At 71.4% G+C, this 15128-nt stretch carries 14 protein-coding genes; 8 read left to right on the top strand and 6 right to left on the bottom strand.

Annotated features, from left to right (window positions below):
- Positions 1-61: 61 nt before the first annotated feature.
- On the bottom strand, positions 62-922 hold the full coding sequence (gene efeU / locus ACXR8F_RS06490; protein WP_458799248.1) for an iron uptake transporter permease EfeU: 861 nt from the start codon (positions 920-922) through the stop codon (positions 62-64).
- Positions 923-1040: 118 nt separating this feature from the next.
- Here efeU and ACXR8F_RS06485 point away from each other — a divergent pair, with 118 nt between their 5' ends.
- From ACXR8F_RS06485 to ACXR8F_RS06470, 4 genes are all read left to right on the top strand, one after another.
- A complete protein-coding gene (locus tag ACXR8F_RS06485; RefSeq protein WP_458799247.1) occupies positions 1041-1700 on the top strand; it encodes a DUF2461 domain-containing protein in 660 nt (219 codons plus the stop codon).
- 67 nt (positions 1701-1767) lie between these two features.
- Positions 1768-2958: a flavin-containing monooxygenase gene (locus tag ACXR8F_RS06480; RefSeq protein WP_458799246.1), complete on the top strand. Its 1191-nt coding sequence runs from the start codon at positions 1768-1770 to the stop codon at positions 2956-2958.
- A 195-nt stretch (positions 2959-3153) separates the two neighbouring features.
- Entirely contained in the window at positions 3154-4281 is a 1128-nt protein-coding gene (locus ACXR8F_RS06475; RefSeq protein WP_458799245.1) for an L-talarate/galactarate dehydratase, read from the top strand.
- Between the two features lie 42 nt (positions 4282-4323).
- Positions 4324-5073, top strand: a complete 750-nt coding sequence (locus ACXR8F_RS06470) for a FadR/GntR family transcriptional regulator (RefSeq protein ID WP_458799244.1) — start codon at positions 4324-4326, stop codon at positions 5071-5073.
- Between the two features lie 6 nt (positions 5074-5079).
- On the opposite strand, the gene ACXR8F_RS06465 is transcribed toward ACXR8F_RS06470, so the two are convergent.
- The 5 genes from ACXR8F_RS06465 to ACXR8F_RS06445 form a co-directional block, all read right to left on the bottom strand.
- A complete protein-coding gene (locus ACXR8F_RS06465; RefSeq protein ID WP_458799243.1) occupies positions 5080-6354 on the bottom strand; it encodes a glucarate dehydratase family protein in 1275 nt (424 codons plus the stop codon).
- Positions 6351-6746 carry a universal stress protein gene (locus ACXR8F_RS06460; protein WP_045192962.1) on the bottom strand — a complete coding sequence of 132 codons (396 nt, stop codon included), beginning with the start codon at positions 6744-6746 and terminating at the stop codon, positions 6351-6353. Before ACXR8F_RS06460 ends, ACXR8F_RS06465 begins: the two co-directional genes overlap by 4 nt.
- Entirely contained in the window at positions 6743-8317 is a 1575-nt protein-coding gene (locus ACXR8F_RS06455; RefSeq protein ID WP_458799242.1) for a tripartite tricarboxylate transporter permease, read from the bottom strand. Before ACXR8F_RS06455 ends, ACXR8F_RS06460 begins: the two co-directional genes overlap by 4 nt.
- A gap of 13 nt (positions 8318-8330) precedes the next feature.
- Complete coding sequence (locus ACXR8F_RS06450; RefSeq protein ID WP_458799241.1) at positions 8331-8882, bottom strand: tripartite tricarboxylate transporter TctB family protein; 552 nt, start codon at positions 8880-8882, stop codon at positions 8331-8333.
- An 88-nt stretch (positions 8883-8970) separates the two neighbouring features.
- Positions 8971-9993, bottom strand: coding sequence for a tripartite tricarboxylate transporter substrate binding protein (locus tag ACXR8F_RS06445; RefSeq protein WP_458799240.1), 1023 nt, complete (start codon positions 9991-9993; stop codon positions 8971-8973).
- A gap of 169 nt (positions 9994-10162) precedes the next feature.
- On the opposite strand from ACXR8F_RS06445, the gene ACXR8F_RS06440 reads away from it, so the two are divergent.
- The 4 genes from ACXR8F_RS06440 (at position 10163) to ACXR8F_RS06425 (ending at position 15102) form a co-directional block, all read left to right on the top strand.
- Positions 10163-11086, top strand: a complete 924-nt coding sequence (locus ACXR8F_RS06440; RefSeq protein WP_458799238.1) for a LysR substrate-binding domain-containing protein — start codon at positions 10163-10165, stop codon at positions 11084-11086.
- Positions 11087-11246: 160 nt separating this feature from the next.
- Positions 11247-12158 (top strand): 5-dehydro-4-deoxyglucarate dehydratase, encoded by a 912-nt coding sequence (gene kdgD / locus ACXR8F_RS06435; RefSeq protein WP_045192958.1) that lies wholly within the window; start codon positions 11247-11249, stop codon positions 12156-12158.
- Between the two features lie 15 nt (positions 12159-12173).
- Positions 12174-13766: an aldehyde dehydrogenase (NADP(+)) gene (locus ACXR8F_RS06430; protein WP_458799237.1), complete on the top strand. Its 1593-nt coding sequence runs from the start codon at positions 12174-12176 to the stop codon at positions 13764-13766.
- 13 nt (positions 13767-13779) lie between these two features.
- On the top strand, positions 13780-15102 hold the full coding sequence (locus ACXR8F_RS06425; protein ID WP_458799236.1) for an enolase C-terminal domain-like protein: 1323 nt from the start codon (positions 13780-13782) through the stop codon (positions 15100-15102).
- The last annotated feature ends 26 nt before the right edge of the window (positions 15103-15128 follow it).

Raw genomic sequence — 15128 nt, 5'->3', positions numbered from 1 at the left:
TCCTGTGAGCTGGGCTGTGGGGCGGGTGGTTCGGGCGCGTGCCGGCCCTGAGGCGGCCGGATCAGGCGGCGACGGCAGGACGGGTGCCACCAGAGGTCGCGGCCGGGGCCTGCGGGGCGGGCCGGGCCGGACGCAGGAAGAGCGTCATGACGATGCCGACGTAGAGCACCCAGGCGACCGCCTGGAGCACCGTGGTGGCCGGCGTGAAGTTGAAGATGCCCTTGAGCAGGGTGGCGTACCAGCTGCTCGGGTCGACCGTCGCGCTGACGTCGAAGGCGAGGGTGGTGAGGCCCGGGAGGAGACGCGCCTCCTGCAGGTCGTGCAGGCCGTACGCGAGGATGCCGGCCGCGACGAGCACGAGCAGGATGCCGGTCCAGCGGAAGAACTTCGCGAGGTTGATCCTCACGGCCCCGCGGTAGAGGAGCCAGCCGAGCACGACAGCGCCGGCGAGGCCCACGACCCAGCCGATGAGCGGCTGGTTGTTGCCCTGACCGGCGGCCTCGGTGGTGGCGTAGAAGAAGATCGCGGTCTCGAGGCCCTCGCGTCCGACGCCGAGGAAGGCGACGAGCGCGATCGCGAACGGGCCCATGTCGAGGGCACGGTCGAGCTTGCCCTTGAGCTCGCCGGAGATGGTGCGCGAGGCGGACTTCATCCAGAAGACCATGAAGGTCACGAAGACGACGGCGATGATGGAGGCGCTGCCGCCGATGAGCTCCTGGGCCTCGAAGGTCAGCTGCTTGGTGCCGTAGGTGAGCAGGGCGCCCAGCCCGACAGACAGCGCGACCGCGACCCCCACACCGGTCCAGACGTGGCGCAGCGCCCACCGGCGGTCGGTCTTGACGAGGAACGCGACGAGGATGACGACGACGAGCGCGGCCTCCAGCCCCTCACGCAGTCCGATGAGCGCGTTGCTCGCGAGCACGGTGCCCCTCCAGTTCCCAGACTTCTCCCAGCAATTAGGTCACGTCACCGTGCCCGAAATGAGCAAAGCACAGGTAAGCCTTGCCTAACAAGCCGGGGATGGTGCGAGAGTCCACCCCATGAGCGCCGACGCGACCACACCTGCCGCCTTCACCGGCTTCCCCACCGGCGCCCTCGGCTTCTACGCCGGGCTCGAGGCCGACAACTCGAAGTCGTACTGGACCGACCACAAGGAGCAGTGGGAGCGGCACGCGCGTGCGCCGATGCTCGCCCTCGTCGACGCGCTCGAGGAGGAGTTCGGCGAGGCGAAGCTCTTCCGCCCGAACCGCGACATCCGCTTCAGCGCCGACAAGTCGCCCTACAAGACCCACCTCGGGGCCTTCGTCGCGGCCGAGCCGAGCTCCGGCTACTACGTCGAGATCAGTGCGACCGGGCTCCGGGCCGGCGGCGGCTTCCGCGCACACTCGACCGCGCAGACGGCGAGCCTGCGCCGAGCCGTCGACGCTCCGGCGAGCGGGCAGCGCCTCGAGTCGCTGCTCGACGGCCTGCGGCGCAAGGGCTTCGAGGTGCACGGCGAGAAGGTGCGCACCACACCGAGGGGGTATGCCGCCGACCACCCCCGCATCGAGACCCTCCGTCACAAGGAGCTCATGGTGATCCGCGACTTCGGCGACCCCGACTGGCTCGCGACGAAGAGCACCCTCACCCGTGTGCGCGACACGTGGCGCGCGATCCGTCCCCTCAACGAGTGGGTGGCCGAGCACGTGGAGAAGGCCTGAGACGCCAGGGCGCCGACGTCCGGCCGTCCTCGGCCCGCCGAGCCCGGGCCGGCACTAGGGTCCGACTGTGATCTCACCCAACCGGCCCGCCCGACCTGTCGATGCCCACGTCATCGGCGGGGGCCCTGCCGGCCTCGCGACCGCCGCGGCCCTCAAGCACCGCGGGCTGCACGCGGTCGTGCTCGAGCGCAGCGACTCCGTCGGCAGCTCGTGGCGGGGGCACTACGACCGTCTCCACCTGCACACCCCGCGTGAGCTCTCCGGTCTGCCCGGGCTGCCGATCCCGAGGGAGATGGGGCGCTGGGTCTCGCGCGACGACGTCGTGCGCTACCTGGAGCTGTATGCCGCCCACCACGACCTCGACGTGCGCCACGGCTCCGAGGCGGCCCGGGTCGACCGCACCGCCGACGGCCGCTCGTGGACCGTCTCGCTCGCCGACGGGTCGTCCGTGACGGCGCCCTACGCCGTCGTCGCGACGGGCTTCAACCACACGCCGCGCGAGCCCGACGTCCCCGGCCTGCACGGCTTCACGGGCGAGGTGCTGCTGGCCCGGCACTACCGCAACGGCGCCGCGTATGCCGGCAAGGACGTCCTCGTCGTCGGCACCGGCAACACCGGCACCGAGCTCGCCGTCGACCTCGCCGAGCACGGCGCCGCCCGCGTGCGGATGGCGGTCCGCACCGTGCCACACATCCTCCGCCGCAACCGCGGACCCGTGGCCGCGCAGTACACCGGCATCGCCGTGCGCCGCCTGCCGACCGCACTCGTCGACCGCGTGGCCCCCTTCGTCGAGCGGCTCCAGACGCCTGACCTGTCCGCGCACGGTCTCCCCCGCCCCGACACCGGGCTGCTGACCCGCGTCGAGCGCGACAACGCGATCCCGGTCCAGGACGTCGGCATCATCGACGCCGTGCGCACGGGCGCCGTCGAGCCCGTGGCAGCCCTCGTCTCGGTCGAGGGGGACGAGGTCGTGCTGGCCGACCGGACCCGCCTCAGGCCGGACGTCGTCGTGCTCGCCACCGGCTACCACCAGGGCCTCGAGCCGCTCCTCGGCCACCTCGGCGTGCTCGACGGCAAGGGCCGCCCGGTCGAGCGCGGCGGTCGAACGGCTCGCGGCGCCAGGGGCCTCTGGTACACCGGCTACACGAACCCGATCTCGGGCATGTTGCGCGAGATCAGCATCGACGCGCGCAAGATCGCCCTCGCCATGGCGATGACGAAGCGCCGCGAGATCAACGCCCTCCGCAAGGCCTCCTGACCCACCCGCCGGTCGGCGGGAACCGGACACTCGACCGCAAGGGGCCCGTCGGGAGCTGAGCACTCGACCGGGGTTTCAGTCGAGTGCCCACTTCCCGACGTCGGAAACTGCCCACTCGATCGAGACTAGTTGTCATACAAGTCATTCACTCGTAATATCAGTCGTGTCACCGTCGTCCGTGCTCGAGGAAGTGCCATGACCGCAGACCGCATCCGCCACGTCGCCCTCTCGTCCGTCGTCCTGCCCCTGCCCACCCCGATCAGCGACGCCAAGGTGCTGACCGGTCGCCAGAAGCCGATGACCGAGGTCGTGCTCCTCTTCGCCGAGATCGCGACCGAGCAGGGCCACAGCGGCACCGGTTTCAGCTACAGCAAGCGTGCCGGTGGGCCCGCACAGTTCGCGCACGCCAAGGAGGTCGCTGAGGGCCTGCTCGGCGAGAACCCCAGCGACATCGCCAAGGTCTACGACAAGCTGCTCTGGGCCGGCGCCTCGGTCGGCCGCTCCGGCGTCGCCACCCAAGCCCTGGCCGCCATCGACATCGCGCTCTGGGACCTCAAGGCACGCCGGGCCGACCTGCCGCTCTCAAAGCTCATCGGCTCGCACCGCGACTCGGTACGCACCTACAACACGTCGGGCGGCTTCCTCCACGCCCCGATCGACGAGGTCAAGGAGCGTGCGTCCGAGTCGGTCGCGGCCGGCATCGGGGGCATCAAGATCAAGGTCGGCCAGCCCGACATGAAGATCGACCTCCAGCGGTTGGCCGCCGTGCGCGAGCACCTCGGCGACGACGTGCCGCTCATGGTCGACGCCAACCAGCAGTGGGACCGCGCGAGTGCCCTGCGGTTCGGCCGCGCCGTCGAGGACCTCAACCTGGTCTGGATCGAGGAGCCCCTCGACGCGTACGACGCCGAGGGCCACGCGCAGCTCGCAGCCGCGCTCGACACCCCGATCGCGACCGGCGAGATGCTCTCGAGCGTCGCCGAGCACGTGCGGCTCATCGAGGCGCGCGCGGCCGACATCATCCAGCCGGACGCTCCGCGCGTCGGTGGCATCACGCCCTTCCTTCGCCTCGCGACGCTCGCCGACCACGCCGGCCTGCAGCTCGCCCCGCACTTCGCCATGGAGATCCACCTGCACCTCGCCGCCTGCTACCCCCGCGAGCCGTGGGTCGAGCACTTCGAGTGGCTCGACCCGCTCTTCAACGAGCGCCTCGAGACCCGCGACGGGCGCATGGTCGTGCCCGACCGACCCGGCCTCGGCTTCACGCTCAGCGAGCAGGCCAAGGCCTGGACCGTGGACACCTATGAGGTCGGGCGCGCCTGACGTGCCCGCCGCCCCGCCTGCGCGCCGACTAGGTTGGGCGCCGTGACCCCACGAGACGCCGGCGGTGACGAGCGCCCGGACCGCACCGACCTCATCGACCGGGACACCGGCCGCGGCCTGGCGCACGAGCTGGTCGAGAAGCTCAAGGAGCAGATCCTCGCCGGCAGGATGGAGCCCGGCCAGAAGCTGCCGACCGAGGCCTCGCTCGTCGCCGAGTACGGCGTGAGCCGCACCGTCGTGCGCGAGGCCATCTCGCGGCTTCAGGCGGCAGGCCTCGTCGAGACCTTTCAGGGCCGCGGGTCGTTCGTGCTCGCACTGCCCGAGACCCAGGGCTTCGCCGTCGGCGCGGACCGGGTGCGCACCCACCGCGACGTGCTCGACATGATCGACTTCCGCATCGGGGTCGAGAGCGAGGCGGCCGGGCTGGCGGCAGAGCGACGCACCGAGCTGCAGCTGAAGGCGATCGAGCGGGCGCTGCGCGAGCTGACCCGGGCCGGCGAGAAGCCGAGCGGCGCCGTCGAGGCAGACTTCGAGTTCCATCGACGCATCGCCCTCGCGTCCGGGAACCGTTTCTACGCAGACCTGCTCGCGTCACTGGGGCCGATGATGATCATGCTCCCGCGCACGCGGCTCGAGGCCGCCTACACGGTCTCCGACGCGACGCACGTGACGCGGGTGTCGCTCGAGCACGAGAACGTCTACCTCGCGATCGCCCGGGCGGACGGGCCGGCAGCCCGCGCCGCGATGAGACTGCACCTCGCCAACTCGCGGGCCCGGCTCCAGCAGGGCTGAGCGCGCCTACCAGCGTGCCGTGTTGGGTTCGAACGCCGGCTGGACCGACTGCATGTAGACGGTGTCCTCCCGTCCTCGGATGCCGCACGACAGGTACTGCTCGTGCAGCGCGCCGAGCGCGTCCTCGTCGAGCTCCACGCCAAGGCCGGGTGTCGTCGGCACCGCGACCGCGCCGCCGACGAAGTCGAGCACGCCCGGCATGACGACGTCCTCCGTCTTCCACGGGTAGTGGGTGTCGCACGCGTACGTGAGGTTCGGCGTCGCGGCGGCCAGGTGCGTCATGGCCGCGAGGCTGATGCCGAGATGACTGTTCGAGTGCATCGACAGGCCCAGGCCGAACGTGTCGCAGATGCCGGCGAGGAGGCGCGACCGCTGGAGCCCACCCCACAGGTGGTGGTCCGACAGGACGACGCCGACGGCGTTCGCGCGCACGGCCGGCTCGAGGTGCTCGAACGCGATGACGCACATGTTCGTCGCGAGCGGCAGGTCGGTCTCGCGGGCGACGGCCGCCATGCCGTCGATGCCGGGCGTCGGGTCCTCGAGGTACTCGACGACGTCGGCGAGCTCGGCCGCGACCTTCACCGAGGTGTCGACCGTCCAGGCACCGTTGGGGTCGATGCGCAGCCTGTGGGCGGGGAACGCCTCGCGCAGCGCCCGCATCGCCTCGACCTCCTCGGCGGGCGGCAGCACGCCCCCCTTGAGCTTGATCGCCTCGAAGCCGTATGCCGTCACCATCCGCTTGGCCTGAAGGACGAGCTGGTCGGGGGTCAGGGCCTCACCCCAGTCGTCGTCGGGCCGGCCGGGATGCCCGGCCCACTTGTAGAAGAGGTAGGCGCTGAACGGCACCGTGTCGCGGACGGCCCCGCCGAGCAGGTCGCTGACCGGGCGCCCGGTCTCGCGGCCCTGGACGTCGAGGCAGGCCACCTCGAACGGGGAGTAGACCGTCGCGACCGCCGAGCCGAGCTCGAGCATGCCGCCGAAGCTGGCGCCGCCTCCCCCCGTGCTCGCGCCCAGCGCGTCGACGGTGGCGCACCACAGCGCGTTGAGATCGAAGACGTCGGTGCCGACCACGGCCTTCGCGACCGCGGCGAGGCGCGCGAGGTGCGTGTCGTCGGCATACGTCTCGCCCAGGCCGACCGACCCTGAGTCGGTGCGCACGCGCACGATCGCGCGCAACGCGTACGGCTGGTGCACCCCGACGACGTTGAGCAGCGGCGGGTCCTCGAACGCGACGGGCGTGATCTCGACCGCCGCGATGCGCGAGCGGGTCGCGCGCGTCACGAGTCCGCCTTGACGGCGAGCACAGGCACCGACGCGTCGAGCAGGATGCGCTGGGCGGTGCTGCCGAGGATGAGCTTGCCGACCGGGCTGCGGTGCCGGATGCCGATGACGACGAGGGAGGCGTCGACGTCGCGGGCGACCGACTCGAGGGTCTCGGCGAGCGAGTCGCCGTGCAGCGGCTGGCGCACCTCGACACGGACGCCACGGTCGGTCGCGCGGTCGACGATGGCGCTGACCTGCTCGGGCGCGAGCATGTCGTCGTCGACGGGCGCGCCGCGCCGGGGTGAGTTGACGACGACCAGGGGCTGGTCGCGCAGCGCCGCCTCGGCGATGCCCGAGTCGAGCGCGGCCCGGCCCTCCGGGGTGTCGAGGTAGCCGACGAGGATGGTCATTTCGCCTCCGTGGTCTCGCGGTCGGGGATCTCTGCGGGAATCCCTGCGGGGATCTCTGTGGGGGTCGAGCCCGGGGCGTCGACGGGCCCGCCGCGGTGCGCACGGATCACCTTGCGCACCAAGGGGAAGATCGCGACGGCGACGATGGCGGCCAGGACGGTGCCCGAGATCGGGCGGGTGAGGAACCCGGTGGGGTCACCCCCGAAGATGAGCAGCGACTGCCGGGCCGAGGACTCGATGAGCGTGCCGAGCACGAACGCCAGGACCATCGGGCCGGGGTCGAAGCCGAACTTCTTCATGAGGTAGCCGACGACGCCGAACACGATGACGAGGTAGATGTCGAAGACCGAGTTGTTGACGGTGTAGACGCCGAGAACCGTGATGAGCGCCGTGATCGGCGCGAGGATGGCAGGCCGCACCCTGAGGATGCGCACGAAGACGCCGACCATCGGGATGCTCATGATGAGCAGCAGGATGTTGCCGATGTACATCGAGTTGATGACGCCCCAGAAGATGTCGGGGTGGGTGTCGACGAGCTGTGGACCTGGCTGGACCCCTTGCAGGAGAAGGGCGCCGAACATCAGGGCCATCGTCGCGTTGGCGGGGATGCCGAGCGTCAGCAGCGGAATGAACGACGACGTCGCGGCCGCGTTGTTGGCGGTCTCGGGGGCGGCCACGCCCTCGATCGCGCCCCTGCCGAAGCGCTCGGGCTGCTTCGCGCGACGCTTCTCGACGGCATACGCGACGAGTGACGAGAGCACGGCGCCGCCACCGGGCAGCACGCCCAGGCCGAAGCCGATGCCCGAGCCACGAGCGATCGCACCCTTGGAGTCGGAGAGGTCCTTGCGGCTGGGCCACACCTTGGTGACCTTCGCCGGCGCGTGGACCTTCTTGTGGTTCTCCTCGAGGTTGTAGAGGATCTCGCCGAGACCGAAGAGGCCCATGGCGATCGGCACGAAGTCGATGCCGTCGGCGAGGTTGAGGTTGCCGAAGGTGAACCGCTCGGCGCCGGTGAACGAGTCACGGCCGACCGTGGCGATGAGCAGGCCGAGCGCGGCAGCGATGACGGCCTTGAGCTTGCCGCCGTTGCCGACGGTCGAGACGAGCAGCACGCCCAGGAGCCCGAGCGCGGCATACTCCGGCGGCCCGAAGTCCAGCGCGTAGCCGGCGATGACGGGGGCGAGCACCGACAGGCCGATGATCGAGACCGTGCCACCGATGAACGACCCGATGGCCGCGATGCCGAGCGCGGCCCCGGCCCGGCCCTGCTTGGCCATCGCGAACCCGTCGAAGACGGTGACGACCGAGCTCGCCTCGCCCGGTAGCCGCAGCAGCACCGAGGTGATGGTTCCGCCGTACTGGGCGCCGTAGAAGATGCCGGCGAGCATGATGATCGCCGAGACCGGCTCGACGCCGTAGGTGATGGGCAGCAGGATCGCGATGGTCGCCGCCGGCCCGAGGCCCGGCAGCACGCCGATGAGCATGCCGATGACGACACCGATGAGGCAGTAGAGCAGGTTGGTCGGCTGCAGGACGATGCCGAAGCCGTCGATGATCGGGGTGAAGTCCATGGCGCGCCTCCCTTCAGATCAGTCGCGGGAGCGGGATGGACAGCGCGAGCACGAAGAGCGCGTAGAACGCCGCGACCGTGACCACGCTGATGAGCGCCGTCATGCGCCACGACTCGCCGCCGAGGAAGCGCAGCCACACGACCATGAGCACGAGCGAGGGCACCTCGAAGCCGATGACCGGCAGCAGCCCGGCCAGCACGACGAGGCTGAGCACGCCGAGCGCGGTGAGGGCACTCGACCGCGTGAACTGCTCGGTGTCCTCGGCGCGGCGGCCGAAGGCGACCTGCGCGACGGACAGCGCCGTCACGGCGACCGAGACGGCGAACGGCCACAGCCCGGGCCCCGGCTGGGTCAGACTGCCGAGGCCGTAGCCCAGCGACAGGACGACGCCCGCCACGCCGAGGGCCAGGGTCACGAGGCCGGCGGTGACCTGGGCGAGGGGACCGGCGTGAGGCGGCCTCTCCTCCTCCAGGTCATGGGCGAGCTCTGCCTTGAGCTCCTCGAGGATGTCGACCTCGGCGGCGTCCGCGGCCTCGGGCCGCGGCGGTTCGCTCGTCGTGCTCATCCCTGGCTCCTCTTCGAGTGGGTGCGTCTGGCGGGGCCGGCGCGGGGCGGGTTGCGCACCCCGCGCCGGGCCTCCGGTAAGGGTGGCGTCAGCTGTTCGACGCGAGGGAGATGCCGAACTCCTTGAGCTTGGCCGTGTTCGAGGCGAGGTCGGCCTTGAGCTTGGCCGCGACCTCTGCGCCCGGGATCTCGAGCGGCGTGAGGTTGTTCTCCTCGTTGAACTTCTTGTACTCCTCGGTGGCGAACGTCTTCTTCGCCGCCTCGACGAGCTTGTCCCTGACCGTCTGCGGCGTGCCCTTCGGCGTCGTGATGAAGCGGTACTGCGAGACCTGCACGTCGAAGCCCTGCTCCTTGGCGGTGGGCACGTCGGGCAGGAACTTCACGCGGTCGGCCGAGAACACGGCCAGCGGCACGAGCTTGCCGGCCTTGATGTTCTCGATGGCCTCGCCGACCTGCATCGTCGACACGTCGACCTGGGCGCCGAGCAGCGCGGTCAGGTTGGGCGCGCCGCCGTCGAACGGGACAGCCGTGGCCTTGATGCCGGCCGTCGCGAAGGTGAGGGCCGAGTTGAGCTGGGCCCCCGTGCCGACACCCGTGGTGCCGTAGCGGATCGTCTTGCCGGCGGCCTTCATGTCGGCGATCGACGTCCAGCCGGTCTTCGGGTTGGTGGCGAGCACGTAGTCGTCGCGCGAGACGCCGTAGACGATGTCGAAGTCGTCGACCTTGACCGACTCCGACTCCGAGACCGCGAGCGGCGTGATGGCGAAGAGCGAGGCGTTCTGGATCGCGATGGAGTAGCCGTCGGGCGCGGCGGACTGCAGCTCCTTGGCCACGAGCGCGCCGTTCGCGCCGGGCTTGTTGACGACCGGCATCGCGACGCCGAGCGACTGGCCCATGCCCTTCGACATCGCGCGGCTGATGAGGTCGCTGCTGCCGCCGGCGGAGGCGCCGACGGTCATCTGGATGCTCTTCGTCGGGTAGTCGCTGCCCCCCGAGGCGTCGCCACCACCACCGCTGCCGTTCTTGACCCCGCCGCAGGCGGAGAGGGCGAGGGCGAGGGCGGCGGCACCGGCCACGGAGGCGATACGGGTCCTCGTGCGAACGTTCATCATTGAAGGTCTCCTACGAGATGGGGGCGAGCTGGGGCACCGACTCGGTGCTCATCGGGGTGCGGTCTGTCCCCGTGCCGCCTGACACTACGAATCCGCTCAATGCCTGTCCAAACCCGATGCTGCATCGGTTGATACCTTCCCGATATCACGTGCGGTAATCTCCCACGGCATGATGACCCTCGACCAGGTGCGGGCCTTCGTCGCCGTCGCGGAGGAGCTGCACTTCGGACGCGCCGCGGAGCGCCTCAACATGACGCAGCCGCCGCTGAGCCGCCAGATCCAGAAGCTCGAGCGCACCGTCGGAGTGACCCTGCTCGAGCGCGACAACCGCAAGGTCGAGCTCACGGAGGCGGGGCGCGCGTTCCTCGACGAGTCCTACCGGTTGCTGGCCCTCGTCGAGAGCGCCGGCGACGTGGCACGCCGGATCGACGGCGGCGCCGCCGGCACGCTCCGGCTCGGCTTCACCGCGGTGTCGGCCATCGGCGTGCTCGGTCCGCTGCTCAAGGAGCTCGAGCGCAGCCTGCCGGGCATCGAGGTGATCCTCCACGAGAGGGTGACGGCCGCCCAGGCCGACGGCATCCGCCGCGGCGAGCTCGACCTCGGCCTCGCGCGGCCGCCCTTCGACACGTCGGAGCTCGAGTCGCGCGTCGTCTTCCGCGAGCCGCTCTGCGCCGCGGTGCCGGCCGACCACCCGCTCGCCCGGGTGTCGCGGCCGCTCACGGCGGGCGACTTCGACGGGGTGCCGGTCATCAGCTACAACCCGGTCCAGTCGCGCTACTTCCACGAGCTCACCGTCCGGTTCCTCACCAACGCGCACCCGAGGGTCGTGCAACAGGTGCACCAGATCCTCACCGCCGTCCTGCTCGTCGCCGCCGGCCGCGGCTGCGCCCTCGTCCCTGCCTCCGCGCGGTCGCTCGGGGTGGAGGGCGTGGCCTACAAGGACCTCGTCGACGGCGGCGGCGACCCAGACGGTAGCGAGGTGCCGGGGCGTCCCGTCGAGCTGCACGCCATCTGGGCACGCGGCCGTCGCAGCCCGATGCTGCGGCGGGTGCTCGCGCAGGTCGGGCGCATGCAGCTCGGGGTGGAGGGCTGAGCGAGGCCCGGCGATGTGATGCTCACGGAGCATCACGGCATACGCAATCCGTCTTGGACAGGTATCCAGCGATCTTCCTAGCCTGATGCCACTCACTGGCCCAGCGGCGGGCCCACCGACCACCGGGACGGGCAGCCGCTCTGTCGCAAAGGACGTTCCCGTGCCCCTGGCCCCCGACGAACTCGCCCACACGCTGGGCAAGGGACTGCTCTCGTTCCCCGTCACCCACTTCACGCCGGACCTCGCGTTCGACGAGGCGGCCTACCGCGACCACCTGTCGTGGCTGAGCGGCTACGACGTCGCGGGCCTCTTCGCCGCCGGCGGCACCGGCGAGGGCTTCTCGCTGCGCAGCGAGGAGATCGACACCGTGGTGCGGGTCGCCGTCGACGAGATCGGCGGCAAGGTGCCCGTGCTCGCCCCCGCCACCGGCGGCACCGCGGTCGCCATCGCCCAGGCCAAGGCCGCGGAGGCTGCGGGCGCCGACGGCATCCTGCTCTTCCCGCCCTACCTCACCGAGGCGAGCCAGCGCGGCCTCGTCGAGCACATCTCGGCCGTGTGCCGTGCCACCTCGCTGGGCGTCATCGCGTACTCCCGTGCCAACGCGGTCCTCGGCGACGTCGCCGTCGCCGAGGCGGCCGAGCGCAACCCGAACCTCATCGGGCTCAAGGACGGCGTCGGCAACGTCGAGGCGATGACCCGCACCTACGCCCGGGTCGGTGAGCGCCTGCTCTACGTCGGTGGCCTGCCCACGGCCGAGACCTTCGCGCTGCCGCTCCTCCAGCTCGGCGTGACGACCTACTCGTCGGCCATCTTCAACTTCGTGCCGGAGTTCGCGGTCGGCTTCTACGAGGACGTGCGCCGGCAGGACCTCGAGACCGTCTACCGCAAGCTGAGCGACTTCGTGCTGCCGTATCTCGACATCCGCGACCGCGAGCGTGGGTACGCCGTGAGCATCATCAAGGGTGGACTGGAAGCCATCGGTCGCCCGGCCGGACCGGTCCGCCCGCCGCTGACGAACCTCACCGAGCAGGACGTGTCGGACCTCAAGATCCTCATCGACAAGATCAGCTGAACGGAGCTCCTCCGCATGACCACCCTCACCGGACACTCGATCATCGCCGGCTCGCCCGTGCCCGGCCGCCTCCACGGCTCTGCCGGGGTCGAGGCCGCCACGGGCGAGCCGCTCGAGCCCGTCTACACCAACGTCGACGAAGCCCAGCTCGAGGAGGCGACGCAGGCCGCCGCGGACGCGTTCGACACCTATCGCGCCACATCGCCTCAGCAGCGAGCGGCCCTCCTCGAGAAGGTTGCTGCCGAGATCGAGGCCGACGGTGAGGCCATCGTCGCCCGCGCGGTCGCCGAGTCCGGCCTTCCGCTCGGCCGCCTCACGGGAGAGCTCGCCCGCACCACCGGGCAGCTGCGGATGTTCGCCGAGGTCGTACGCGTCGGCGACCACCTCGAGGCCCGCATCGACCCCGCCCGGCCGGACCGGACACCCCTGCCCCGCGCCGACATCCGGCAGCGCCAGGTGCCGCTCGGCCCGGTCGCCGTCTTCGGCGCCAGCAACTTTCCGCTCGCCTTCTCGGTCGCCGGCGGCGACACGGCGTCGGCCCTCGCCGCCGGGTGCCCGGTCGTCGTCAAGGCGCACAACGCCCACCCGGGCACGAGCGAGCTCGTGGGCGCCGCGGTGGCACGCGCCGTCGCGGACTCCGACCTGCCGGCCGGCACGTTCTCGCTCGTGTACGGCAGCGGCACCTCCGTCGGGCAGGCCCTCGTCCGTGACCCCCGCATCAAGGCGGTCGGCTTCACCGGGTCGCGGGCCGGCGGGCTCGCACTCGTCGCGACCGCCGCGGCCCGGCGCGAGCCCATCCCGGTCTACGCCGAGATGAGCTCGGTCAACCCGGTCGTCGTGCTGCCCGGCAGCATCGCCGGCGGGCGGGCGGAGGCGCTCGCGACGGCATACGTCGGCTCGCTGACCCTCGGCTCGGGGCAGTTCTGCACGAACCCCGGCCTCACCTTCGTGCCGGCGGGCACCGACGGCGACGCGTTCGTCGCGGCAGCCGCTCGGGCGGTCGCCGAGACCACGGGACAGACGATGCTCACCACCGGCATCGCGCGGGCCTACGACAAGGGAACCAGCGCGCTCCGCGGCGCGGCGGGCGTGACGGTCGAGGCCGAGGGCCGGGCCGGTCAGGCCGCGAACGCGCCCGCCCCGCTGCTCACGTCGACCACGACGACCGCTCTGCGCGACGAGGCCGCCGTCAGCGAGGAGGTCTTCGGCGCGGCCGGGGTGCTGGTGCGATGGAGCGGCGTCGACGAGCTCAGCGAGGCACTCCGCGGGGTCGAGGGGCAGCTGACGGTGACGGTGCAGGCGGCGGAGTCCGACCACGAGGTCGCCCGCACCCTGCTCCCGCTGCTCGAGACGAAGGCCGGGCGCATCCTCTTCAACGGCTGGCCGACGGGCGTCGAGGTGGGCCACGCGATGGTGCACGGCGGCCCCTTCCCGGCGACGAGTGACCCGCGCACCACCTCGGTCGGCTCGCTCGCGATCTACCGTTTCCAGAGGCCCGTCGCCTACCAGGACGTGCCGGCCGACCTGCTGCCCGAGGCCACCCGCGACGACAACCCGTGGGGGCTCACCCAGCGCGTCGACGGCCGCCTCCGCCTCGCCCAGGACTGATAGGAGCACGCCGATGTCACCGAAGATCGCCTCCGTCGAGGTGGTGCCCGTCGCCGGCCACGACAGCATGCTGCTGAACCTCAGCGGCGCCCACGGCCCCTTCTTCACCCGCAACGTCGTCGTCGTCACCGACAGCGACGGCAACACCGGCCTGGGCGAGGTGCCCGGCGGCGAGAAGATCGCCGACACCATCCGCGAAGCCGCAGAGCTGTTGCAGGGCAAGGAGATCGCCCGGTTCCGCCAGCTGCTCCGCCAGGTCTCCGAGACGTATGCCGGCCGCGACGCGGGCGGCCGCGGCGCCCAGACGTTCGACCTCCGCACGACCGTGCACGCGGTCACCGGTCTGGAGTCGGCGCTGCTCGACCTCATGGGCCAGCATCTCGGCGTGCCTGTCGCGGAGCTGCTCGGCGACGGGCAGCAGCGAAGTCACGTGCCGATGCTCGGCTACCTCTTCTACGTCGGCGACCCGGCCCGCACCGACCTGCCCTACCTCGTCGGCGACGAGGGCGACGACCGCTGGTCGCAGCTGCGGCGCCGTGAGGCGCTGACTCCGGAGGCCGTCGTCGCGCTGGCCGAGGCGGCACAGGCGCGCTACGGCTTCAGCGACTTCAAGCTCAAGGGCGGAGTGCTCGCCGGCGAGGAGGAGGTCGAGGCCGTCACGGCGCTCGCCCGGCGCTTCCCCGACGCGCGGATCACGCTCGACCCCAACGGGGGCTGGCTCCTCGTCGACGCCGTCCGGCTCTGCCGTGGGCTCGGCGACGTGCTCGCGTACGCCGAGGACCCCTGCGGAGCGGAGGGCCGGTTCTCGAGCCGCGAGGTGATGGCCGAGTTCAAGCGGGCCACAGGTCTGCGGACGGCGACGAACATGGTCGCGACCGACTGGCGTGAGATGGCGCACGCGATCCGCACGAACGCCGTCGACATCCCGCTCGCCGACCCCCACTTCTGGACCATGGCCGGCTCGGTCCGGGTCGCCCAGCTGTGCAACGACTTCGGCCTCACGTGGGGGTCGCACTCGAACAACCACTTCGACATCTCGCTCGCGATGTTCACGCACGTGGGTGCTGCCGCGCCCGGCGAGATCACGGCGCTCGACACGCACTGGATCTGGCAGGACGGGCAGGCACTGACGACCGCGCCTCTCGAGATCCGCGACGGCGCGATCGAGGTGCCGACCGCGCCCGGCCTCGGCGTCACCCTCGACCGCGACGCGCTGGCCGAGGCGCACGAGCTCTACCTCGAGCACGGCCTGGGGGCGCGTGACGACGCCGTGGCGATGCAGTACCTCGTGGACGACTGGGCGTTCGACCCGAAGCGCCCCTGCCTCGTCCGCTGACCACCCTCAACGCCCGCGTCGAACGC

This window comes from Terrabacter sp. AAH1 (assembly GCF_054456855.1).
The sequence above is the reverse complement of the archived record's forward strand: the minus strand, read 5'-3'. Positions and strand labels throughout refer to the sequence as shown.